Below are 23,626 nucleotides of genomic sequence, written 5' to 3'. Positions count from 1 at the left end.
ATCTTTTATGGTTGTCTTAGAAAAGCCTTTTGTAGATATGGCAGTTAGCACAGTTCGGTTTCCTACAACTAAAATTTTTACACGTCTAAAAATGGCAATAGCGGTTAAGCTGGAGGCATTCAACGCATATCTTACTCAAGGAGAGTAATTTATCCCAAATGCGGTTCGCCACTTATAAGACAACTGGAGAGAATGCTGTATCAGCACGTTCGCTCCGAAAGCGAGAATAATGCCTATGGCTACTGGCTGGGCTATTTCCTCATAAAACTTTGCTCCACAAATCCTTGTTGCAACATATTTCAGAATCAGCATTGACAATGAGAGTGTCCATGTCGGGCCCATAGCTACACCAAACCAGAAGCCTTCAGGAGAGATTCTAAACCACGGATACCTGTCTCTAAGAGTATAAAGGATAGTCGTTATCAACATACCAAGAAAAATGAATGTCAATTTGACGGCCCAAGCATCCGGTGCCGCGGGCCAGTCGAAGCCTACTGAGCCTATCGCCCTTAGAAAAGCTCTCTGCAGAACTTTTCCCGTCAGGCTCCTAGAGAAAAATAGTCCTGAGTCTACATTTGTAAGGTATAGTGATAATATATGCCATAAGTCGAAGGAAAGTATTGATAACGGCGTGAATATTAGAATCGCACTCAAGACCTCCCTTCCTCTTAACTTCACCTTACTTGCAATATAGAATGCAAGAAGGGATGATATGGCGCCCATAATCAGCCGCCACCATGTTCTACAAACCCTCCACAAAAGATGCACCATGTATTTACAGTGGGCTCCATAGTATGCCACGGGCCTGTTATCCCCGTTAATTGGAGAAGAAACAGTGCAATATAACGAATAACAGCATTCAGTTAACCGAATAGCTGGTTGGGATCAAAGTTAACAAAACCCTATGTTGCAAAGAGGAATGACGCGCCCACCGCAACTATTCTTAGCTGACCGATAGCGACGGCGAAGAACAGCAGTAATATTGGAAGAGTCCAGATAATAGGCCAGCCCACAATGTAGAAGGATACCATTAACATTGCTATGAAGCCTAACACTCATTCCTTACTCTATCACAGCTTTTCTAGGCTTTCCATAATTTTCGCGTAAGTTTCAATGCTGCATCTCCACCCAGCGAAAACCATATCATTTATCGCCTGTTTCGTCTTTTCCTTTGTAGTGAGCCCTTGAGAAAACGCCTTAACCAAAATGTACGGGGTCCCAGCGTAAGCCATCCCATAAATTTTTGCCGTCTTTCGTGTAACTTCATCATCTATTACGGCTATTCCGCCGCGTTCTTTCGCTATAACTAAAACTTCAGCATCAGTCACATGAAGACCCCTCGTTTGCAAAAGGGTTTCCAAGAGGCTTGCATTTCCAGGTTTCACAATCTTAAAAACATACTTTTGAAATAGTCTTTCTAAAATGATTGCATCTGCGATGCCCTTACGCTTGCCTTCATCCACAACCTCACATTTAACTCTAGGAGAAGTTAACTTTTCGCCTTCTAATTCTTCAAAAATTCTGCTCAACCCAATCTTCGTTATATAAATTAATGGAGTCGAATTGAACACAAGCGGCTTCATTTCTACTCTGCCGCCGCAGAAGCCTCTTTAAAATCCTCCTCAATTTCTTCTGGCGAATATCTAACCCACTCAACATTGCGCTGCTTCACCAAGTCGCCAAACTCCCAAAGGGAAAGCTTAGCCATCTCAGCAGCCTTAGCAAAAGTTACTTTTCCATCACGTAGCAGCTCTAGGGCTGTTTGTTTACGCCATTCACCAATACCCAACTCAAGAAGCGTCCTAACAACCGTAGCCTTATCCAAACCTTCTCGTTCAACCACTTCTTGAATCTCCTTCTCTATTTCTTCTGGGATTCTTACGGCTAAAGGCTTAAGAGCCAAATTCGCCACCGTAAACAAAAGATATCAAACGCATACATAAAAGTTATGCCTCAAAATAAGCCGCCTTCTCTTTTCCCAGTTTAGGCTCATACTTTTTAGGCTTACCAACTTCCAGCCTACCCTTAAGACAAGTGTCGCAGACTAACTTGATAGCCGAAATTCAACATATCATTAAATTGGTCACAGACCCCTTATTTTGCACCCAGTAAATACTAAACTCCATCTGAAAATTTGGCGTATGGCTTCCCAATAGAAACGTGCAGTCTCAAGTCTCTTAGTGCATCAATGTATGTCCTTTAATTCACGAGCATTCAATCCTATAGGACTTTAAAATCGAGGGTATGGAAAAGGCTTCAGAGCTAGAGGTAATGGAGCCCCGGGCGGGATTTGAACCCGCGATCCACGGCTCTCCTGCGTTTTGTTACAAGGCCGTTGCTCTAACCCACTAAGCCACCGGGGCTTACATGCGGTCTAGATATCTCAGTAAATGAAGTGTTTTATTAGTTTAATGTTCCAAAAGCCTTGGTTAGGGCGATCTCCACCCATTAAGGAAGAATCACATGACCTGGGCATCATTTCCCCAGGTATTCAACTCTTTAATGTTAATCTGTTAAGTGTGAAAGCAGATATTTACAGTAAGAATATATTCGTCAAAGTTGAATTAGCATAGAAAATCATCTAGAAAGTCAAGTCTTGGGAGGAAAAAATATGAGAGGAAGACCCCTTGCGGCAGTTGTGACGGCTGGTATTTCAAGGTTCGGTAAGATGGAGGATCTGACTGGGAGGGAGTTGTTTGCTGAGGCTGTTAGGGAAGCGTTTGATAGGTGCCCAAACCTCAATCCGAGAAGGGACATAAAATCAATGATTATTGGTGTTATGAGCGAGTCTTTTGAACATCAAGGCCATTTGGCTCCCCTTGCCTCAGAGTGGGCAGGGCTTCTACCCGTTCCATCTGTAAGGACTGAGGTTGCCTGCGCATCTTCGGGCGCCGCGATAAGGCTCGGGATCTTCAGCATTCTCTCCGGTCTAGTTGATGTCGTTTTGGTCGGCGGTTTCGAGAAGATGACAAAAAGGTCCACAGCAGAGGCGACCGAGTATCTGGGCATGGCCGCAGACTTCCCATTTGAGCAGTGGAATGGCGTCACATTCCCAGGGCTCTTCGCCTTAATGGCTAGGGCACATATGTACAGGTATGGGACTACTGAGGAGCAGATGGCTCTTATAGCTGTTAAAAATCATCATAATGGGAGCCTGAATCCCAAGGCGCACATGCAAAAAGAAGTTACGGTTGACAAGGTTCTTGAATCAAGAAAGATCGCTGATCCACTCAAGCTATACGACTGCTCACTGATCTCAGATGGAGCTAGCTGCGCAGTTCTTACCAGGCCTGAGATCGCGAAGAAGTTCACGGATGATCCCATATACATAATAGGGTCCGGACATGGAACCGACTGCTTAGGTCTTTATGAGAGGGAAAATTTGACAAGCATCAAAGCGGCTAGGTTAGCAGCAAGCGAGGCATATTCTATGGCAGGGGTCAAGCCTCAGGATATTGACGTAGCCGAGGTGCATGATTGCTTCACAATAGCGGAGCTCATCGCATATGAGGATCTTGGCTTCTGCAGTGAAGGGGAGGGAGGGAAATTCATTGAGGACGGCGCACCAACGCTTGAAGGCGAGTTGCCCGTCAATACGAGTGGCGGCCTCAAGGCTAAGGGGCATCCGGTAGGCGCAACTGGCGTCGCTCAGCTATACGAAATCTTCCTACAGTTAACTGGAGAGGCAGATAAGAGGCAGGTGGACGATTGCCAAATAGGGTTAACACATAATATAGGCGGTAGCGGCGCAACATGCTTTGTGCACATTTATAGGAGGTGAGGAAAAAATGGAAAATGTTGTATCTCCTTTAACGATTGAGCAATTCTATAAATTCATCGGCGAGAAGAAGCTGATGGCAGCCGAGTGCAAGCATTGCGGCTTAAAAATCATACCGCCAAAACCGATTTGCCCTAAATGTGATTCCAGGGAAATGGGTTGGACCGAGATTAAGACTCGTGGGAAGCTCATAACCTACACCGTCATCTATGTTGCGCCAGAAGAGTTTCAACACTTAGCTCCATACGTCTATGGTATCGTCGAGCTCGAGGATGGACCTAGGCTTCCCGGCATAATAAAGGGCTTGCCGAACAATGATGCGGAGATAGGGATGGAGCTTGAGGTTGAATTTGAGACCACAGCCCCAGCGACATGGCCGCAGTGGCCTAGGTACTATTTTAGACCAGTAAAAAGCAAAGGCGAGCAGTAAAGCCAGAAGAGGACTTATCAAAAAATCTTTGGATGTGGTGAACAGGGTTGATGGTGAAATAGACTATCTGGAGATTGCAAGTATGAGCGACGAAATTGAGAAATACTTGAATGATCCGCTTTGGCCAATCCTTGTTGAGACGGTACATTCGATGCCAATGTATAGATATCATAAAGCATACGTTGCCGAGAAAATGTTGAATGAACTTCCCCAGTTAACACCTAGAAAACTCGCAGTTAAGCTTGGAATACCCCTCGGAGAAGCCCTTGTCATATTATACGAGATCAAAATGGGGATCTGAACCGAAGTGGAGTCGGCATTCTCCCATTAACCCTCAACCACATATCGGTAAGAAATATACTCGCCAGCTGTCGGGCTTTTTCGAGTGATCTTTACGAGATCGCCGACCCTAGCCCCTATCACTTTAGCGATTGGATCCGATACCTTTATAAGGGGCAGCTGATAAGGTTCAACCTTGTATTTCTTGAGGACTTCCTCCTTCTCCTCGGGCGAAAGTATCTCATGTTTGGGGACGAGAAAATGCTCAAATATATCGAATGAGGGGAAGTTTGGTGGAACAAGTTCTATCCCGCGCTTTCTAGCATTTGACTTCGCGGAGTACGTGTACTTTCCTGTAGAGATCAGGACCCCACCATCAAACCCAAGGCTCTTAACTTTCTTGGATAGCATATTAATGTATTTTATGCCTATCGTATCAACACCCTTTAATGCCCAGACCAGCAGCCTCTTGCCTCTCGGGCTCTCAACCTTCAGGAAGGCTCCTTCCTCAGACTCCTCCCTCTCCAAAAGCCTATACTTCCTTAACTTCAATAGAACTTCAACTTTCCTATCAAGGAGTGAACCGTCAGTCAAACACAAGTCTCCTCAAACTTTCCTAGATGGCTGCTAAGCAAATTCCCAGATACTTGCATTAAAACTTTACGCTAAAGCATCTATCATCAGAGCCTATTTTTGTTCTCATGATATTCTCATCTTTTTCATCTAATTTTTTGGTTAGAGCATAATGCGCCGCGCCGACCGCCGCGCAGTATTCAGGGTCTTTTGGCACATTGACCTTAACGCCGAAGAGATTAGCCGTCGTTGTAACGTTTTGCGTGATTAGCTTACTCCTTGCCAGTCCCCCGGTGAGAATCACATCATTCTCCAGCCCATATGCCTTTGCAGCCATGGCGGCGAGAACCCCAATGACCTGCGAAACCATATTAAATATGCCTGCTGCAATATCTTCCTTAGACGAGTCAGCTGAAACCTTTCCAAAATTTGAGGCTGTTGCATCTGCGGGGATTATTCCTACTGGTCCACCTGCAATGTCACAGACTGTTAGGTCCACTTTTCCCGCTCTCCCCTGAGAGGCGATTCTCTCAAGCAGACTGAAGTCACCTACGCCGATCAATTTCCTAGAAAGACCGAGCAGAGTTCCGCCGCCTACGCCCGTCCCTCCAACATGCTTTATGATTCTTCCATTTTCATAGACGGCGACCATTGCGGTTCCTGTACCAGCACTCACGACCAGCCCCTTATCCTTTCCCGTTAATCGCAAGCCGCCTATTCCTATAGCCGATATTTCATCCACTTTTATCACTGTCTTTCCTAGGGGACTTTCATTAATCATTCTAGAACCTCCGCCTGAGAGCGCCACCAGTTTGATTTCGTATCTTCGCTCAGCCTCGGAGATTATGTTCTGAAGACTCTTCAGATCGAAGGTCTCACCGCTTAATTCGCAGAATCCCTTAAAAATAATCTCCGATCCATCTAGGAGAATCTGCTTTACGGTGCTCGCACCAATGTCTACTCCCAAGATCAATCAGATCTAATCCTCCCATCCGATCCGTTTCGAAAAGCCATATTGAAGTGTTAGGTTTCTGGTTTAACAATCTTCTTTGCATAGACCGCGAATAATGCGCCGGAAATGAGGACTATTACCGCAGAGATCAGTATTAGTTCAGGCGGGACTACTCCAGCGAAGAGATTTTTTCCACCGGGAACAAACGTGACCACAAAATATATAAGTGCTAAAAATGCTGCAACAAACCCGGACGATCTAAGCAGGCAGGAGGATTCATTCCATTCAAGATTATAGAGCCCTTTAACTCCTATTCTCTCGAGCCTAGGCTCTATGTAGGCAACAAGGATAGGAACAAGTGGGACAACGAATATCACCATTGTCGTCACCCAGAAGATTGTGAGTCCTGATACTACAGTGGCTTTAAGCTCTAGTGGCCATACAGCCCAGTCTGGAACTATGAACCAAAAATATGCTAGGACTCCGAGTGCGGCTATGAGATTTCCAACGATCAAGGCTATAAGGTTAGCAATAATGAAGTAGGAGAGTGACCGGTTCTTGGTTATGAGCCATCCAAGAAGATAGAAGCCAAAAAAGTTTCCTGGAACTCCTGCTATAAGACTAAGTAACGGGTTTGTTAAACCGAAGAATGAGAGTGCAAAGTCTCCAATAAAGCAGCCTATAGCGGCGCCTAAGCCTCCAACCAGCGGGCCGAAGACGAGAGAAAAGAACGCCGGTATAACTACGCCGGGTCTAAAGTGGCCCACCCCCCATGGCGTCGGAATCGGAGATGTAACAGATATAGCCACGGCATAAAGTGCGGCGTTGATGGATATCAGTGATAATTTAAGTGCATTCGACATGGAGGAGTACATTTCCCCTACCGCAACGCTTTTTTCCTGATTTTGCCCTTCCCTCATGCTCTCGATCTCATGCAATGGTTTCACCTTTAGACCTAGACGAGCCATATGTTTGGCAGAGAATGAACTTATAAGAATTTTCTTGGAAAAGTATGTATAGGTATGTATTATTTGAAAGGAAGAAATAATAGCGATTCCTAACACCATCAACGTAAGGTTGGCTGGAAAAGCGACGTGAGCGATTGAGCCTTGAAGAAGTTTAGGCTTGTAGGCGTGGGCGGAACATTTGACGAGCTTCACAAGGGGCATTTGGCATTGCTGAACAAGGCTTTCGAGGTCGGAGAGAGTGTTTGGATAGGTCTCGTCACCGATGATTTCGCAAAGCGGCTTCTGAAGAACCATGAGATCGCACCATACTCTGAGCGGCTTGAGGAGTTAACACGTTATCTTGAAGGGATGGGTTTTGGTGGGCGTTTTAAGGTTACACCCATAGATGATCCATATGGGCCTGCAGCCATCAGCGGCGAGCTGGAGGCAATCGTTGTCAGTCAGGAGACCGAGCCCATGGCGCACAGGATAAACGAGGCCAGAAAGTCGTATGGTCTGGCGCCTCTCGAGGTTGTTGTAATCAATATGGTTCCAGCCGAGAATCATATACCAATCTCCTCGACTAGAATTAGGCTTGGAGAGATAGATAGAGAGGGACGCCTATTAAGGCCCCGCGGATCCGCTAACCTTTAAGGGTGGAATTTTATTATTTTAGTTATGATGCTTCTTCCTTATAGTTAAGAGTTGATATAATGAGGCGGACAGGATTCGCTGAGCTTCCGCTACATAATGGGCATGCTCCACAATGGCTTGTGAAGCGGATGATCCGATTAGCAGAGGGTATAGTGACAGTTCTGATCGACGAGTTTGGACGAGATGCCTTCCTTGAAAGGATCTCAGACCCATACTGGTTTCAGGCATTGGGCTGCGTTTTAGGTTACGATTGGCACTCGTCAGGTGTAACAACGGTTGCAACAGGCGTCTTAAAATCCGCGATCGATCCCGAGAAGCTTGGGGTTGTGGTCTGCGGCGGTAAGGGAAAATCTTCGAAAAATACTCTTTCTGAGTTAGAGAGTGTAGGCGAAAAATTCGGTCTCTCATCCCAGGAAATCTTCAGGTTAAAGTATGCAAGTCGTATGAGCGCGAAGGTGGATAACGCAGCTGTCCAAGACGGCTATAAACTTTATCACCATGCATTCTTCGTTATAGAAGATGGGTCTTGGGCCGTTGTGCAGCAGGGCATGAGCTTGGATGATCGAACTGCAAGGAGATATCATTGGCTGTCAAAAAATCTAGAAAGCTTTGTTGAGGAGCCTCATGAAGCGATTGTTGGAGATAAGAGAAGAGAGATAACGCTGAATATGACTGCCATGGAAAGTGAGGGTTGCAGAAAGGCTTCGGTTGACATCGCGAAGGAAAGACCGTGGAAGATAATAAAAATGCTTAAGTCCATACGCCCAGCGTATCAAAGATCGCTGCAAGAGTGGATTCGGGTAGACGCTGATCCTGAACCTAAAAAATCGTCTATGGCCTACCTTTATTTGCCATCCACTATTAATTGGAAAACCCTTGAAAGAGTCTACGAGTTCCAACCAAGCAATTATGAAGATCTACTAGGCATCAAAGGTGTCGGTCCAGCGACGGTGAGGGGTTTGGCATTAATTGCGGAGCTTATATACGGCGAGAGACCTAGCTGGAGAGATCCGGTCAAGTATTCTTTTGCTTATGGAGGGAAAGATGGTGTCCCATTCCCGGTTGATAGAGGGGCAATGGATGAGTCAATTCAGGTCCTGCGTGAATGCATTGAAATCGCCCGACTTGGAAACAAGGAGAAACTCTCATCATTGAGAAGACTTATGAGATTTGCGCCTCCAAGCCGAAAAGTTGACTATTAAGAATGGAAACCTTCTATCTTTCGGCTTCGCTTTTCCGTTTCTCCGTCGATATAATGTCATGTATGGCGAACAGCCCTAGCGTAAGACCTGCAAAAGAGATTGCGTAAGATAAGAAGGAAAGGAAAAAACTCTTCTCAAGCACATTTATAACCATCAAGAAAGATAATATAAATCCAAGAATAACTAGTATTGCACTTATGACTATCCAATTGTATGGATTACTTTTCATGTTTCTCATATAGCCAGCAACTCACAAGGTGATCTTTCTCAACCATGATTTCGGGCGGCTCCTTCATGTCGCACAGTCCCTTTATTGCAAATGTACATCTTGGGTTGAACCTGCATCCAGCAGGGGGATTTATCAGACTGGGAGGCTCTCCAAGCGGGATTTCCCTATATGTGAATCTATTTTCTGCGTCTGGGTCTGGTAGAGCTTGAAGCAAAGCTCTTGTGTATGGATGGAGCGGACTCTTGAGCAGCTCTCCCGTCAGCGACTTCTCTATAATCTTTCCGGCATACATCACATAAATCCACTCTGAAAAGTATCGGGTTGTTGAAAGATCATGCGTGATATAAACTATGCTGAGGTCATGTCTCTTTTGAAGTTCTCTCAGCAGGGTTAGTATTTCAATCCTGACAGAAGCATCAAGCATTGATACAGGCTCGTCTGCTATTATGAGCTTTGGATTTAGTATCATGGCGCGGGCGATAACCACCCTTTGTTGTTGCCCGCCGCTCAGCATGTGCGGATACTTTCTCAAGAAGTCCTCTACTGGTGTAAGCTTAACCTCATTTAGAACCTTGAAAACCCTTTCACGCCTTTCATCTTTGCTAATGTTATTTATGATCATAGGCTCCTCTAGAATTCGTTGCACAGTCATGAATGGGGGTAAAGCGCCGTATGGATCTTGTTGAACAAATCCGGTGTCCTTTCGGTACCAAGCCAGCGTCTTTTGATCGAATGTTGTCAAATTCTTTCCATCAAATGATATCGTGCCTGACGTGGGTTTCTCAAGCCCGAGTATGGTTCTACCTAACGTTGTCTTTCCACTACCGCTTTCCCCAACAAGGGAGACTGCATCTCCCCTTCTTAGGTCAAAACTTACACCATCAACGGCCCTCACATAATCTACCCTACCGAATAGACCTCTCTTTATTCTGTACCACTTTCGCAAATCTTTCACGGACAAAAGGACGTCATTACCCACTTGATTCTTTCCCCTGCCCTGAGTATAACCAGCATTTGACAAACATCCCTTTCCCTAACTCATTTAGGGGAGGGTCTTCCCTGCATTTTTCCATTCTTGATGGGCATCTCTCAGCAAATCTGCAACCCGTAGGCGGATTAATGAGGCTTATTGGAACCCCGAGAATAAATTGCGGCATCTTGTCCTGTCTAAGTGTCGGTACACTCGCCATCAATTTTTGTGAGTAAGGATGAAGGGGGGATGCATAGAAGCGATCAGCATCGCTGAACTCAACTATCTGTCCAGCGTACATTACCGCTACCTTGTCCGCAAGTTCACTTGATAACCCAACATCATGCGTTATTAAAACATAATTGATTTTTGATTCTCTCCTTATCTTCTTAAGCAGATTCATTATATTTGCCTGTGTTAAGACATCCAGGGCGGAGGTAGGCTCATCAAGAATTATTATTTCCGGATTCATTACCAAAGCCATCGCTATTACTACCCTCTGCCTCATTCCACCACTTAATTCAAATGGGTACCTGTCAATGAATATTTCAGGAATGCCGACAAGGGAGAAGATTTCTCTTGCTCTTTCCATTGCAGATCTCTTATCCATTTCTTTATGCACTATTAGTGGCTCAGCGACTTGTTCGCCCACCTTTATCACTGGGTTAAGAGAATTCATAGCTGCCTGGGAAACCATTGAGATCCTTTGCCATTGTATGGTTCTTCTGAATTCAGCGTCATCTAAAGTCATTATGTCTACACCGTCTAGGCATATCGATCCCTTATATAACTCAACATTCCTTGGAAGGAGACGTATCAATGATTTCGCCAAGGAGGTTTTTCCGCATCCAGATTCTCCGATTAACGCTATCGACTCTCCCCTTTCCACGTTGAAAGAGATGCCATCCACTGCCCTTAGCGGCCCCATTCTGGTGCGATAGTACATGTACAGGTCTTTGACTTCTAGGAATATGCTGCTCACATCTCCCTCAGCTTGGGGTTGAATATTTTGTCTAAGGCAAATCCTAGTAATGCGAATCCCAAAGAAGTTAGAATAAGCAGAAATGATGGCTCCAGAACCCAATAGTAATATCCCTTGTAAAGGGCCCCCGAGGAGTAGGCATCATCAATAATTTTTCCCCATGTGGGCGCCATGGGATCGCCGAGACCGAGCAGCGCCATTGCAGCCTCTAGAAAAACAAAACTCGAAACGGACATGACAAGGTTAGGTATGATTGTAGGCAGAATCTTTGGAATCATATAAAGGAAGATAATCCTGAGACTACTTGCTCCATAGGCCTTTGCCGCCTCTATGTATGGAAACTCTTTTATCTGCAGAAAAACGGCCCGATAGGTCTTTACTCCCGAGCCAAAAACGTTTAGCGCGATCACAACGATTAGAAGCATCCATATACTGAAGCTGTAGAAGACAGATAACATTATCAATATTGGGAGAAACGGCAGGATCATATTTATCTCTGTGATCTTCTGGAATGTGAAATCAACTTTTCCTAAGAACCAAGCACTTAAGGCCGCAATAATCATCTGAATAACTGCTATGGATAGCGCTGCAACCACTCCGAACGATAAGGCTATTGGTGTCCCCCATAATAGAGCAATGCTCAGATCTCTTCTTAGATGATCTGTCCCTGCTAGCCCGTATATTTTTCCATAGACCACAAGTTTAACATCAACATTAGAGTTCTCCTCAAAGAGGGTGCCTTCAATTACAACGTTGTATTTGCCCTTCAATGGTGTTACTGTACTTATTTTTAAGACGGAGGAATCTTCTACAGCAAACAATCCAATTACGGGAACCACGGCGTATTCTGGCTCTGTCCCAGTTTTTTGCGTTAGGTAAGATTGGAGTGTGTTTGCAAGCACTGCATCGATTGAGAGGTAGTATGCTCCACTCTTTTTCAAAACCATATCGATTATCTTGATCTGCTGACCCGTGGGTTTTGTCCAATATATAGTTACTAGAGGAGACCGCTCATTATAGATTGCAGTATAGAAGAGATTTATTTCGCTTGGAAAGTCATCATAATCGTAATAGAAGTTAAATTCTATTCTCAATTTGCTCATATTCGCAGTTATAGGGAAAATGATCTTCGTCACGCCAACTTGTCCTTTCTGTGTGTCGAGTACTATGGTTTCAGGGATTTTCTTTGCTGAAAAAAGACTTATCCACGAAGGCAACGCATTTTTCGGACAATCTAGCCAAATTCCCTCCCCGCCACGCCACAGATAAGTTGCTACATCGTATGGTATCGCTACTACTGCGTAAACAGATATTCCGATCAATATTAGAAGAATCCCGATCCCTGCTAATGCCAACTTATACTGGAATATCTCTTTTATCTGATCCCTTAATTTGTAAGACAAGCCTTATTTCGCTCCCATCCTTATTCGGGGGTCAACTAGCGCATATATCATATCGAGAATGAAAACTGTGACCGCTAATAGATAGGCGTATATTACCACCTCCCCAATAATTACAGGCGAGTCGAACATTGTTGCTGCTTGATAAAACAATGTGCCTATTCCAGGCCAATTGAAGACCCTCTCAGTAACTATTGCACCCATCCAAGAGCTTATAAGGGTTAGAGCAAACTCAGTCATTATGGGCGGCAACGTGGGCCTCAAAATATATCTCCGCTCGATCACATTTGAAGGTAATCCTTTAGCCCTTGCCAATTCAACATAATCTTCCTGAGAAAACATAAGAAAGAATGTTCTCTTTACATAGATCTGTATGAATGAGTAACTTATTAACCATGAGAAGACTGGAAGCACCATATGCTTAAGTACGCTTATGGCATAGTTGAGTGGGTCTTGAGGCGGAGGGACATCGACAAGACCGCCATATGGTAGAATATGTAGGATTGAAGCGAAGACTATAATGAGAAAGATTCCATAGAACCAGCCCGGTATTGAGGATAATGGTGAAAGCATTATTATGATCTTGTCGAACTTGCCTCCATATCTTCTCGAAGCATATAGTCCGAAAAATAATGACATAAAGAAAAGAATCATGTTTATAGTCGTGAAAAGTAGCACTGTTACTGGAAGCCTTTCAAGGATTATGTTTCTCACGCTACTGGATCCTGTAGGGCTCGTCAAATACATTGCTCTTCCAAGATCCAACGTTATTGCCTGAATCAAATACTGGTAACTTCTATATTCAAAAGGCGTATCAAGTCCCAATGCCCTTATAGCTTGTTCGTACATTTTATCCATAAGCTCTCTCCTCTCAGTCGGCGTTAACGATCTATATGCTGGATTCTGATTTACTTCCACACCAATATTGTATAAAATATCATTCTTAATGATCTGGTCCACGTAACCACCCATTCCTGCGATCAGAACCGTTAGATACACCGCCATAATCACAACTAGTAGGAGGGAACATGCACGTGTAAACACATATTTTGCAAATCTATATCTTCCACGATCCAACTCATTCCCCATAGCCTTTTCAATAGTCCTTTTAAGATAATCCGGTGAAAATAAAAACTTTTCGCGATAAAAAAAGGAGGGGAAGAGATACACGGGGTTTTTATTTCTTTTTGACTATAATTGAAAATGCAGCAAGTGCCACCGCAAAAACTGCAATACCAATTGACACCATTAGAAACGTATTCATAGTTGAAACCGAAGATTGCAAAGATTTGATTTGTTGCTCTAAGCTACTCACCGAGCCCTCTAGTGTGGAAATCTTTGCCTGAACCTGAGCTAAGGGACTGCTGATCCTTTCACCGATATATGCATCGAGAGAAAGCATCACAAAGGATGCTTCCTTCATAGATGGTATGCTCACAAGCTTAGATGAAGCCACAACAAGCAACTTACTGGATCCGGAAGGTAGAGCGGATGTATCTGCAGCCTCAAGCCCCACAGTCCACAAACCGTCTTCGACGGGCTCAGCTTTACCGACTAGCCCCACTTTTCCGCTAGCATCCACAACCAAATAGCTCACAGACTCTATTTCAGATACCTTGTAGGCAGTACCTTTCGTAGTTATCTTTACGTTAAACTTTGCGCCCAGTCCTCCAATTACTCTGATGGGACCTTCTATAGTAATTTCTGGCAACTTCGGCTCTCCGAACCCTCCCCATTTGTCAGCTCTGTCAGAGTACTCCCTGTTTGCTTCAATCTCGACAATATGGGCGGTTGGATTAACAGTCTTTAAGTAGAAGGGTCCATCACCCACCCAGAAATGTCCTCGCCTCTCATACCATGATTTGAGAGCTTGATACCTAGCTAATGCATGGTCCTGAGTAAGGTAATTCTTGAGTACGTTTTCATATGGAATGTATTTCTTGCTGATAGCCTCGGTGAGCATATTCATAAGCGTTGTGAGCGTCCCGCCAGCTATGTAGTTTAGCCTATCCACCTTCAGCTTTGTTGCTTTGGCACTAGTGAAGGCTGCGAGACCCTTCTCTTCCGCGAGCAACCCTATGGTTACGATATGCCAAGGTGATGGGCCGAAGGCTGCTGTTGGATCGAACCAGCCTGTAACATCAGCAACTACCCATTCAGCATCTGGATACACATTGTCTGTATAGAATTCGCATATAAGTGGGTTCTGGCTGATTATCTTGAACCCTTTGAAGTAGCTCATGAATGCCTTTGCGGTGGAAACGTATGATTCATCATAGACAGGACTTGCTTTATCAGCTCGATCAAAGGTAATAATGTAATTGAATATGAAATCAGCCAGCGAAATGTTTGTGCCATCGTGGTATTTCTGCTGGAAGAGGTCACTCCTAAAGGTAACTACAACCTTTGCTGTCGCCTCTAATCCTTGAGGAGCATACACTATCTGTTGAGTCGTCGCATTCCAACCGTACCATGCATCAGTAGGAACTTCAATTTTATCTACAAAGCTAAGTGTAACCCAGTCTAAGGTCTTAGTCATGGGAGTTCCTGTCTTAGCGTATACTTTTGCACTGACAAATTTCACTGGCCAGAATAATCCAGTATAGGGGTCTGGCATAGCAGCCGGATCAAACGTTGCCCTATATATCATTGTGTCGTATACCCAGTTGCTTCCTCCTAAGGGGTTCCAAGGATCAATTCCCGGTATCTCAGCCTGCGTTATTATTTTAACGGTTCCTCCAATCTGACCTTTATATCTGATAGTATAGGGCCATAACCTTGCACCATAGAATCCTCCGGCAAGATCATAGGTTTGTATTATTTCATTTCTCGCCACCCATGCGCTAATCCTGTTAACAACCCATATCCTTACAGAATCCTTCATCGATAGTTCAAGCGCACGTGCCATAAGTTCATTTCTTTCTTCCCATGATCCAAAGTCTCGCTTTGTTAGCCTAAGGGCAATATTATCAAATTCCGGATCTGGAGTATAGGCTTGCCAGAGCGGAATCGCTAACCCTCGCGGAGTATAAAAGAATTCAAAGTTGCCAGATTGATCTCTCGATATAGCTGTAGTTACCCATCCTCCAGTATAAATATGCCACAGACCCAGTTTCGGATCTCCCTGCCATATTGGAGCTGCCTCAGCACTCCTCTTATATTGTCTATCAGTAGTAAACCCTAATAGCTCCAATTGGTTGGCTAGATAATCTCCCATCTGGCGTCTTTCGTCCTCTGTTCTAATAAGCAGGATTATTGTAACTGGCTCTCCCTTATAGTACCATTTTCCGCCAACGAGAGTGGCGTTTAGCCTCCGCATTTCCTCTGTCACTATCGCCTTAGCTTTATCAAAGTTATACGCGTATTGCAGCTCAATCTTCTTGCATACGTCTATTAGGCGGGCGTAGTCGGGAAATGATGGCGTCAACACTGTATATCTTGGGACGGCTAGTCCTCCGCAAATTTCATTTGCTATATAGTCTCGGTCTATGAGATAGTTCATAGCTTCTCTAATTCTTGGAACTGAGAATGGGTTTAATTTTCCTGTGGTTGGAAACTCTGGACCCACCGGATTGAAAGTAAATTCGTTATATGTTCCATAGGATAGAGCATACCATAGGCTTGTTGACCTTCGAACTCTTTGGAATAACTGGGCATCTACCAGAGCAAAATAGTATGCGTGAGCATCACCTGCCTCAAGCATAGTTATTGCTTGCGCACTGTCTGTGACAGAAGAGAATACGACCTTGTCAACCCAAGGGCCATTCGGAACCTGCTGCGCATCTATAGGGATGGCAATTAATGGAAGCATTAGAATGAACACTAAAATTACTAGTAAAACCTTTCCGAGAAATCCCTTGACCATTTTCTATATCCTCATTTTTTTATTCAGAGTTATTTCCTTCTTTTTATTTAAAAAACTTTCTCATTAATTACAGATAACACAACTAAACCCTAATGAGCAATTGGAAAGTTTAAAATCAGTAAATTGGCCAATATTAACCGTGCAGCAGGACATTCTGATTCAGGCTTTAAAAAATACGGAATCCTACGATGAGAAAGTTGATGATATTAGGCTTGTTCAGACACACATTTCCTATGTCTTCTTAACTGGGAAATATGCCTATAAGATTAAGAAACCAGTCGACTTCGGCTTTCTTGACTTCACAACGTTGAGGAAGAGGAGGTACTACTGCTATGAGGAACTTAGGCTTAATCGTAGGCTCTGTGGAGATATGTATATCGCTGTTCTTCCGATAACGGTTCGGAGTGGTGCAGTGAAGATTAGCGGTGATGGGAGAATTGTGGAATATACTTTAAAAATGAGGGAGATGCCGCAGGACGCCTTAATGTCTAAGATGCTAAGTGAAAATAGAGTTGCAGTATCACATATTGAGGAGATGGCCTCTATTCTGTCCGCTTTTCACAGATCCGCGGAAACCAATAATGAAATTCGAAGATATGGATCTCTATCGACTATCACGTACAATTGGGTAGAGAATTTTGAACAGACAAGAGATTTCATAGGAAAGACAATTTCTGAATACGAATACACGCTCATACGTGAAAGGGTCGATTGGTTCTTGAGAAACAGGCGGCACCTATTTAGGATGAGAATGAAAACGTCCAAGATTAGAGAGTGCCATGGAGATCTTCATTCAGGAAACATCTTCATCGCCGACAAAATCTACATTTATGATGCAATAGAATTCAATAGGAGGTTTAGATGCTCAGATACTGCTTCGGATATTGCATTCCTATTGATGGATCTAGAGTTTAAGGGAAAGGATAAACTTGCGAACGTTTTTCTTGACAGATATTTGGAGCTAAGCGGTGAAAGCCAAGACTTCTTGGACGTTCTACCATTCTACAAATGTTACAGAGCCTATGTGAGGGGGAAAGTGACGAGTTTCAAGCTCGCCGACCCTCATATACCTGATCAGGAAAAGGAGGAAGCTAGAGACACCGCCAAGAGATACTTTGACCTGAGCCTCGAGTATGCAAACCTAATGCGATAACTCCTCCAATTGGTTCCTCTTAATTATGTCTAAGATTGCTTTTGCACCACCATCTCCTTCAGCAACATTTAGGGTTTTAGCCCTCTGCCTTCCGGAATCGTAAATGATTAGAGGTACATTGTCCAACGCTGGGCTCTCATAAACACTCTTTACCTTTCGATAGACCTTCATGCTACTCGCGTGTGAGGCGTCGTCGGGAATTCGCTGTCTCATGTTAAATCTATACCTCAATATACGTATTGGGCAGCGGCATTCGATCACGTATGCTGGAACCCCTTCAGCTTTAGCCATCAAGTATAGCTGATTTCTTAAGTCTCGTCTGTAAAAGGTTCCGTCCAAAATAACAGTTCGACCTCTCCTCAATAGCGACTCAGTCCTTCGCAGCAGCTCATCATATACCATCTGTTTCTGCCGCCATATCATGTTCTGATATTCAGAAGGTATGACCCTTTGTCCATTGAAGACCTGCTCTAGATTGTACTGCATCGGATCGGTTGACATCAAAACCTCGTCCAGTGTCGCCTCTTTGAACATTTCATTCCTTATAATATCTGTTCTCAAGACATCCGCACCCATCTCCCCGGCCAAAAGCTTGGCGAGAGTGCTCTTACCAGTTCCTGGAAGGCCGCATATTATTATCAGCATGCCCATCTCCTAGACACTTTAAATTAATATCCTTAAAACATTATCCCTTCAACGGTGACTGCTTCCAAGGATTTATGATGCCCAATGTAAATGATTTTAATATCTTCGGCGTATCTCAGGTTAATAGAAAGTGAATGAGAAGGAATCGAGTATGGATCTTCTCATAATTGGCGGAACGATAGTTTCGATGGGCGTTAAAGGAGTAATTACAAATGGTGCAGTCGCGATCCAGGGTGACACGATTATAGACGTAGGCGAAGAAAGAGACCTTAAACGTAAATATGCTGGCTATGAGAAAATCGACGCCGCAGGGAGGGTGGTGATGCCCGGGCTTATCAACACTCATCAGCACGCCGCAATGAGTTTACTAAGGGGATATGCGGATGATTATCCTCTTAGAGAGTGGCTTGAGAATTGGATTTGGCCTATCGAGAGGCATATGACTGGTTATGATATATATGTTGGGGCGCTTCTAACAGCGGTTGAGTCGATAATGACTGGCACGACAACAATTAACACCATGTATTTTTACCGTGGGGAGTATAATGAGGCTAGAGCCTTCGCAGAGGCTAAGGTTAGAGGCGTTGTGGGTCACGGCTGCCTATCTTGGCATAGAGACAGTGATAGACGAGACCTTGAAGAGCTGACAAGAATGTGGCATGGTAAAATGGGCGGCACAATACGTATAAGTGTTGATCCACATGCCCCGTACACGGTTAGCCCAGAATACCTTCAGGAGATCAGATCATGGACTGCCGAATTAAATGAGAAATATGGGTCTGCAGAAAATCCAATTATTTGGCACATGCATATCGCCGAGACAATTGATGAACCAAAAAAAGTTGAGGAAGCATTTGGAATCCGTATTAAAGACGGTGTGGTTGATTACCTAGATTCGCTTGGAGTTTTGGGACCAGATGTAGTCGCCGCTCATTGCGTGCACTTAACGGACAAGGATATTGAAGTTCTAAGAAGGAGAGGGGTGAAGGTGTCACATAACCCAGTCTCTAACCTTAAGCTGGCTTCTGGAGTTTGCCCCGTCACCAAGTTGATAAAGTCAAACGTGACAGTGTCTTTAGGCACGGACAGCCCGTCCTCAAATAACGTTGCAGACATGTTCGAAACAGTTAAGCTCGCAGCTATACTACATAAAGGCATAAATGCCGATCCAACAATACTGCCAGCAGAAACGGTTCTAAGAATGGCCACTATTGAGGGCGCTAAGACGCTGTGTTGGGAAGACCAGATAGGATCATTGGAGCCTGGCAAGAGAGCCGATTTAATCATAATCGATTTTAAGAAGCCTCATTTGTGTCCAGTCTACAACATCGCCAGTCATCTTGTCTATGCTGTTAGAGGTGCGGATGTTGAGACAACAATAATAAATGGGGAGATAGTTATGGAAAACCGCGAAGTTAAGTCAGTTGATGTGGTAGAAGTGATGGAAAAAGCGAGAAAAGCCAAAGAGAATCTTCTCGACCAATTAGAATCAAACCGATGATGAAATGTCCTGAGGGAAAATAGTTGCTTAAATGATTGTTTCAAAAGAAAAAGATTTTATTTGTATTGAAAATTGCCTTGAGAGCTTATTATCGTCACCATATTTTGTCCGTCACTTCTTTCGCATCTCCCCACTACTTTTGCCTCGAGTCCATAACTCTCGCATACGCTTATTATTTCTTCAGCCGCTTCAGGTTGTGCAATGATTTCGAAGCCGACCCCCATATTATAAATCTCATACATGTTTCGCCAGGACTCGCCGGATTCATGCTTAATAAGCTTAAAGATTGGGTCAGGTTCGAACAGGTTGTCCTTAACGTAATTTATGTTTCTCCCGATTCTTAAACCCTTAGTTAAGCCGCCGCCCATATTGTGGACTAGACCTGAAACATAGTGCCCATACTTCTTCAATATCTCGTGTATAACAGGCGCATAGAACCTCATAGGGGAGAGGAGGGCTTCTCCGACAGTCATACCAAGTTCATCGAGATACTGGTCAAACCTGAACCTGCCATAGTATCCTCTACCCTGCGGATCAACGATTTCAGGATACTTCTCCTGATATTCTTTACTCATAAGGCAGAGCCTGGCCAATGTAAGCCCGTTACACATAATGCCGCTGTTCTCCTTCTTTTCGTATCGTGTTCTGCCGCCGCTTCTCAGCCCTATGATTATGTCGCCAGGCTTAATTCTCACCCCAGTAATCACTTTCTTCAGCTCTACCCTCCCGTTTACCGCCCCAGAAATATCAAGAGTTCTTAGCATATCAGGTAGATCCGCTGTTTCCCCACCCGAAAAGAGTATTTTCATGCCGAGCTTATCCAGCGTTCCAAAACACTCCCTGAAACCTTCATTTAACACTCTTAGAAGTTCAACTTTTGGAATGCGTAATGGATTTAGCGCTAAGTAATCTACGAAATTTATGGGTTTAGCGCCGACGCAAGAGATGTCGTTAATATTCATTGCAAGTACATCTTGGGCGAGACCCTTAAACCACTCGAGACTACCCGATTCTCTCCAATTAAGGTAGGCCTGCACTGGTTTGCTTCCAGCACTATCAGCATGCGTGACAAGTCCATATCCTGGAAGATCAGGGTCTTTGGTGACAACGCAGAAGGCTTCTGGATAGAGGTTATCAACAGTTGTCTTGAAGATCTCTATCCCCTTTTTCCTTACATCCACGCCAGCCTCTGCATACTTCGAATTTCCATAAGACAAACGCTCATTCATCCCTTCTTTGCCTTACTGATAGCCTCATCAATCTTCATGCCAGTTAGCCGCTCATATGCCTCTATATACTTCTGCGCTGTTCGAATGATGATGTGATCAGGTAGATTCGGCGCTGGTGGCTGCTTATTCCACCCAATTGAGGTGAGGTAGTCACGGACAAATTGTTTGTCGAAGCTCGGCTGATCCTGACCAACAGTGTATAGGTCTTTAGGCCAGAAACGTGAAGAGTCAGGTGTCAGCAGCTCATCAATAAGGAATAGTTCTCCATCGCATATGCCGAACTCGAACTTTGTGTCAGCGATGATTATTCCTCTAGATTCCGCTCTTGCTGCGGCCTCACTATAAATCTTTAGGCTTATATCTTCAATTGTATCCAGAAGACTCCTTCCGATCATCTTAGCCGCTTCATCCATTGTAATATCTACATCATGTCCAACATCAGCCTTGGTTGTAGGTGTCAAAATAGGGTTAGGAAGCTTCTCCGCTTTACGCAGTCCCGGAGGCAGCTTAACCCCGCAAATTTCCTCTCCACGACTATATCGTTCCCATGCCGATCCGTATAGGTATCCTCTCACAATAAACTCAACCCGTATGGGATCAGCCTTTCTGACTAGAACACTCCTAGAATCGACAACTTTAACAATATGGTTTGGAACAATCTTCTCGGTCTGTTCAAACCAGTAGATCGATAGCAGATTCAGCGACTCACCTTTATAGGGTATCCCGTTCGGTAGGACAACATCAAAGGCGGAGATTCTGTCAGTCGAAAATATTAAGAGATTGTCTCCAAGATCATATATGTCCCTGACCTTTCCCCTTCTCAATAGTTTATATGGAAGATCTGAGTACAGTAACACTTTTTTCGGATCTATCTCCATATTTTTCACCTCAAGTTTAGCCTATCAACTAACCGTCCTATCTGAAGACAAAACTTCCTCCCTTCTCTTCCTCATATAAATTTTAAGCTCTTCCCTGAACTGTGGAACTGTTAGTGAAAGAATTCTCACAGCCGCTAAGGCAGCGTTCTCCGGCCCCGAAGCAAGCAAGACCGGGACACCCTTAGGCGTCATGAAAGATGAGAAAGCCTTTGCCCATCCAAACTTGTCGATGTCTGGCGGACATGCAATCACTGGGCGAGTAGATGAACCCGCGACAACCCCTGAAAGCGCATCAGAAAGACCTGCAACAGTTATGTAGACTACGTTATCTCCGGATTCTTCATATTTTTTCAATTTCTCTAGAAGATATTCCGGCGTCCTATGAGCTGAAGAAACGGCGAACTCACAGTTTAGACTGAAGCCCTCCTCTTTCAAGAAGCCGCGAATTCTTTCGGCGAAAGATAGGTCGCTCTTGGAACCCATTATCACGACTAATCTCTCAGATCCCATAAGGTAGAGAAATTAAGCAACATCCATAAATGGATTACTCTCCAGCTTTGAATCTTCGAGTAAAATTATAAGCCTCGAGATCTGAGACGCTGCTGATACTGAATAAATTATATAAGTCACATCCGATCTTGATGATCATTCATCCTCCTCACATGAGATAGTCGAATGCGATGTTGGCGATAGCAGTTGAATTTGTAACGTCAGAAGTAAGCTTATTATTCTATAAATGATGAGTCGTGCAAGGAAAGTTTACATAAATGAGGCATTCATATTTTTCGCTAGACACGTCTATATATGAGAGTGTGAGGAGAGGATGAGAGTCGCCCTATGCACAGACTACTTTTATCCCACGATCGGCGGCGTACAATCTCATGTCGCAGGGCTAGCATCAGAGCTTGATAAAAGGGGTCATGAAGTCATAATAATTGCTAAGAAGGCAGGTGTCATTTCCCATGAGCATCTCGCACGGATAAGATGCGGAAATATTGTCCCGTTAGAGCCTATCTTTCCATTGCCAGTCATAATTGTTCCCCCAATCCTTCAAGGCTTGAAGAGGTGCTTAAGAAGGAAAGAGTCGGCATAGTCCATGCGCATCATGCTTTTACCCCTACCTCTCTTATTTCGCTCAATATTGCTGAGAGGCTTGGTACACCGTCCGTTTTAACGAATCATACAATCTTCATTGCAAGTGATGAGAAGTATCTCTGGATTCCTACCAGCTATTTGTTATACCCCTATAGGAAGTATATAAATAAGGCTGATGTAATAACGGCCGTTAGCAGGGCAGCCGCAAATTTCATAGAACATTTTACACAAGAAAAAGAAATACTCGTCATTCCCAATGGGGTGGACGCTGACAGATTTGTGTGTCCAGGGAGTTTAGACGATCCTCAAAGAAAGACGCTTAAAATCTTGTATGTTGGGCGCCTTGTGTATAGAAAGGGTGTTCATATTCTAATTCGAGCAATGCCAGAGATTATTAAGGAATTTCCAGATTGCAGTCTAATCATTGCTGGCAAAGGACCTATGGAAGACTTTCTCAAGATGCTTGTCAAGAGTCTAGATCTGAAAGATAATGTCAAGCTAATCGGACCTGTTCCAGACGAGAAACTACCAGCCCTATATAGTCAATGCAGCATTTTTGCTCTACCATCCCTATACTGTGAATCTTTCGGAATAACCCTCCTTGAGGCAATGGCAGCGGGAAAGCCAGTAATAGCATCCAATGTCGGTGGAATACCCGAAGTCATAACCGATGGGCTAAATGGCCTCCTCTTTAGAAGAGGGGACATAAAAGACCTAGCGGAAAAAATAATCCATCTATTAAGCGATCGCAAACTTGCAGAGTTTCTTGGCTTAAGGGCTAAATATACTGTGAGGAAAAGATATGATTGGGACGTGGTTGCTGAAGAAGTAGAGCGCGTATACGAGAATATCGCGAACTGAAGC

25 protein-coding genes, 1 tRNA gene and 1 pseudogene are annotated in these 23,626 nt (G+C 44.2%); 9 read left to right on the top strand and 18 right to left on the bottom strand.

Annotated features, from left to right (window positions below; genetic code table 11):
- Nucleotides 1–135: 135 nt before the first annotated feature.
- From NZ952_01730 to NZ952_01710, 5 genes are all read right to left on the bottom strand, one after another.
- Nucleotides 136–759 carry a hypothetical protein gene (locus NZ952_01730; protein MCS7119912.1) on the bottom strand — a complete coding sequence of 208 codons (624 nt, stop codon included), beginning with the start codon at nucleotides 757–759 and terminating at the stop codon, nucleotides 136–138.
- Nucleotides 760–902: 143 nt separating this feature from the next.
- Nucleotides 903–1,031, bottom strand: a complete 129-nt coding sequence (locus tag NZ952_01725; GenBank protein ID MCS7119911.1) for a hypothetical protein — start codon at nucleotides 1,029–1,031, stop codon at nucleotides 903–905.
- 39 nt (nucleotides 1,032–1,070) lie between these two features.
- Nucleotides 1,071–1,583 (bottom strand): DUF3368 domain-containing protein, encoded by a 513-nt coding sequence (locus NZ952_01720; GenBank protein MCS7119910.1) that lies wholly within the window; start codon nucleotides 1,581–1,583, stop codon nucleotides 1,071–1,073.
- A gap of 2 nt (nucleotides 1,584–1,585) precedes the next feature.
- Nucleotides 1,586–1,903: a UPF0175 family protein gene (locus NZ952_01715; protein ID MCS7119909.1), complete on the bottom strand. Its 318-nt coding sequence runs from the start codon at nucleotides 1,901–1,903 to the stop codon at nucleotides 1,586–1,588.
- A gap of 369 nt (nucleotides 1,904–2,272) precedes the next feature.
- Nucleotides 2,273–2,363: transfer RNA gene (locus NZ952_01710), tRNA-Thr, on the bottom strand.
- A 248-nt stretch (nucleotides 2,364–2,611) separates the two neighbouring features.
- On the opposite strand from NZ952_01710, the gene NZ952_01705 reads away from it, so the two are divergent.
- The 3 genes from NZ952_01705 (at nucleotide 2,612) to NZ952_01695 (ending at nucleotide 4,509) form a co-directional block, all read left to right on the top strand.
- A complete protein-coding gene (locus NZ952_01705) occupies nucleotides 2,612–3,781 on the top strand; it encodes a thiolase domain-containing protein (protein ID MCS7119908.1) in 1,170 nt (389 codons plus the stop codon).
- 7 nt (nucleotides 3,782–3,788) lie between these two features.
- Nucleotides 3,789–4,208, top strand: a complete 420-nt coding sequence (locus NZ952_01700; GenBank protein ID MCS7119907.1) for a Zn-ribbon domain-containing OB-fold protein — start codon at nucleotides 3,789–3,791, stop codon at nucleotides 4,206–4,208.
- Nucleotides 4,209–4,290: 82 nt separating this feature from the next.
- Nucleotides 4,291–4,509, top strand: coding sequence for a hypothetical protein (locus NZ952_01695; protein MCS7119906.1), 219 nt, complete (start codon nucleotides 4,291–4,293; stop codon nucleotides 4,507–4,509).
- A 26-nt stretch (nucleotides 4,510–4,535) separates the two neighbouring features.
- Here the strand turns inward: NZ952_01695 and NZ952_01690 are convergent, their stop codons facing one another.
- From NZ952_01690 to NZ952_01675, 4 genes and pseudogenes are all read right to left on the bottom strand, one after another.
- A complete protein-coding gene (locus NZ952_01690; protein ID MCS7119905.1) occupies nucleotides 4,536–4,796 on the bottom strand; it encodes a DNA-directed RNA polymerase subunit H in 261 nt (86 codons plus the stop codon).
- Nucleotides 4,797–5,015: pseudogene (locus NZ952_01685) on the bottom strand (hypothetical protein). It lies immediately after the preceding gene.
- A 124-nt stretch (nucleotides 5,016–5,139) separates the two neighbouring features.
- Nucleotides 5,140–6,033, bottom strand: a complete 894-nt coding sequence (locus NZ952_01680) for an FGGY-family carbohydrate kinase (GenBank protein ID MCS7119904.1) — start codon at nucleotides 6,031–6,033, stop codon at nucleotides 5,140–5,142.
- Between the two features lie 50 nt (nucleotides 6,034–6,083).
- Nucleotides 6,084–6,950, bottom strand: a complete 867-nt coding sequence (locus tag NZ952_01675) for an ECF transporter S component (protein MCS7119903.1) — start codon at nucleotides 6,948–6,950, stop codon at nucleotides 6,084–6,086.
- Between the two features lie 171 nt (nucleotides 6,951–7,121).
- On the opposite strand from NZ952_01675, the gene NZ952_01670 reads away from it, so the two are divergent.
- On the top strand, nucleotides 7,122–7,613 hold the full coding sequence (locus tag NZ952_01670) for a phosphopantetheine adenylyltransferase (protein ID MCS7119902.1): 492 nt from the start codon (nucleotides 7,122–7,124) through the stop codon (nucleotides 7,611–7,613).
- A 59-nt stretch (nucleotides 7,614–7,672) separates the two neighbouring features.
- On the top strand, nucleotides 7,673–8,815 hold the full coding sequence (locus NZ952_01665; protein ID MCS7119901.1) for a DUF763 domain-containing protein: 1,143 nt from the start codon (nucleotides 7,673–7,675) through the stop codon (nucleotides 8,813–8,815).
- Between the two features lie 218 nt (nucleotides 8,816–9,033).
- Here NZ952_01665 and NZ952_01660 read toward each other — a convergent pair whose 3' ends face one another.
- The 5 genes from NZ952_01660 to NZ952_01640 all read right to left on the bottom strand — a co-directional run bounded on the left by NZ952_01660 (nucleotide 9,034) and on the right by NZ952_01640 (nucleotide 16,261).
- Nucleotides 9,034–10,023, bottom strand: coding sequence for an ABC transporter ATP-binding protein (locus NZ952_01660; GenBank protein MCS7119900.1), 990 nt, complete (start codon nucleotides 10,021–10,023; stop codon nucleotides 9,034–9,036).
- Complete coding sequence (locus tag NZ952_01655; GenBank protein ID MCS7119899.1) at nucleotides 10,016–10,960, bottom strand: ABC transporter ATP-binding protein; 945 nt, start codon at nucleotides 10,958–10,960, stop codon at nucleotides 10,016–10,018. The genes NZ952_01660 and NZ952_01655 overlap by 8 nt, the downstream gene beginning before the upstream one ends.
- Nucleotides 10,961–10,992: 32 nt before the next feature.
- Entirely contained in the window at nucleotides 10,993–12,399 is a 1,407-nt protein-coding gene (locus NZ952_01650) for an ABC transporter permease (protein ID MCS7119898.1), read from the bottom strand.
- A gap of 3 nt (nucleotides 12,400–12,402) precedes the next feature.
- Nucleotides 12,403–13,473, bottom strand: coding sequence for an ABC transporter permease (locus NZ952_01645; protein ID MCS7119897.1), 1,071 nt, complete (start codon nucleotides 13,471–13,473; stop codon nucleotides 12,403–12,405).
- Nucleotides 13,474–13,573: 100 nt separating this feature from the next.
- Complete coding sequence (locus NZ952_01640; protein ID MCS7119896.1) at nucleotides 13,574–16,261, bottom strand: ABC transporter substrate-binding protein; 2,688 nt, start codon at nucleotides 16,259–16,261, stop codon at nucleotides 13,574–13,576.
- 100 nt (nucleotides 16,262–16,361) lie between these two features.
- Between NZ952_01640 and NZ952_01635 the strand changes: the two genes are divergently transcribed.
- Entirely contained in the window at nucleotides 16,362–17,414 is a 1,053-nt protein-coding gene (locus NZ952_01635) for a hypothetical protein (GenBank protein ID MCS7119895.1), read from the top strand.
- Here NZ952_01635 and NZ952_01630 read toward each other — a convergent pair.
- Nucleotides 17,403–18,059, bottom strand: coding sequence for an ATP-binding protein (locus tag NZ952_01630; protein ID MCS7119894.1), 657 nt, complete (start codon nucleotides 18,057–18,059; stop codon nucleotides 17,403–17,405). The genes NZ952_01635 and NZ952_01630 overlap by 12 nt on opposite strands.
- 130 nt (nucleotides 18,060–18,189) lie before the next feature.
- Here NZ952_01630 and NZ952_01625 point away from each other — a divergent pair, with 130 nt between their 5' ends.
- On the top strand, nucleotides 18,190–19,560 hold the full coding sequence (locus tag NZ952_01625; protein ID MCS7119893.1) for an amidohydrolase: 1,371 nt from the start codon (nucleotides 18,190–18,192) through the stop codon (nucleotides 19,558–19,560).
- 56 nt (nucleotides 19,561–19,616) lie between these two features.
- On the opposite strand, the gene NZ952_01620 is transcribed toward NZ952_01625, so the two are convergent.
- The 3 genes from NZ952_01620 to NZ952_01610 are packed head-to-tail and all read right to left on the bottom strand — an operon-like array spanning nucleotide 19,617 to nucleotide 22,150.
- The gene (locus tag NZ952_01620) at nucleotides 19,617–20,789 is read right to left on the bottom strand and encodes an AIR synthase related protein (GenBank protein MCS7119892.1); all 1,173 of its coding nucleotides are present in this window, start codon (nucleotides 20,787–20,789) and stop codon (nucleotides 19,617–19,619) included.
- A complete protein-coding gene (locus NZ952_01615) occupies nucleotides 20,786–21,667 on the bottom strand; it encodes a phosphoribosylaminoimidazolesuccinocarboxamide synthase (GenBank protein ID MCS7119891.1) in 882 nt (293 codons plus the stop codon). Before NZ952_01615 ends, NZ952_01620 begins: the two co-directional genes overlap by 4 nt.
- Nucleotides 21,668–21,691: 24 nt before the next feature.
- Nucleotides 21,692–22,150 carry an AIR carboxylase family protein gene (locus NZ952_01610; GenBank protein ID MCS7119890.1) on the bottom strand — a complete coding sequence of 153 codons (459 nt, stop codon included), beginning with the start codon at nucleotides 22,148–22,150 and terminating at the stop codon, nucleotides 21,692–21,694.
- Between the two features lie 340 nt (nucleotides 22,151–22,490).
- On the opposite strand from NZ952_01610, the gene NZ952_01605 reads away from it, so the two are divergent.
- Complete coding sequence (locus tag NZ952_01605; protein MCS7119889.1) at nucleotides 22,491–22,760, top strand: glycosyltransferase; 270 nt, start codon at nucleotides 22,491–22,493, stop codon at nucleotides 22,758–22,760.
- Entirely contained in the window at nucleotides 22,733–23,623 is an 891-nt protein-coding gene (locus NZ952_01600) for a glycosyltransferase family 4 protein (protein ID MCS7119888.1), read from the top strand. Before NZ952_01605 ends, NZ952_01600 begins: the two co-directional genes overlap by 28 nt.
- The last annotated feature ends 3 nt before the right edge of the window (nucleotides 23,624–23,626 follow it).

The sequence above is a fragment of the Candidatus Bathyarchaeota archaeon genome (genome assembly GCA_025059045.1).
Classification (GTDB): domain Archaea; phylum Thermoproteota; class Bathyarchaeia; order Bathyarchaeales; family DTEX01; genus JANXEA01.
Note: the sequence above shows the minus strand (reverse complement) of the source record. Positions and strands in the feature narration are given on the sequence as shown.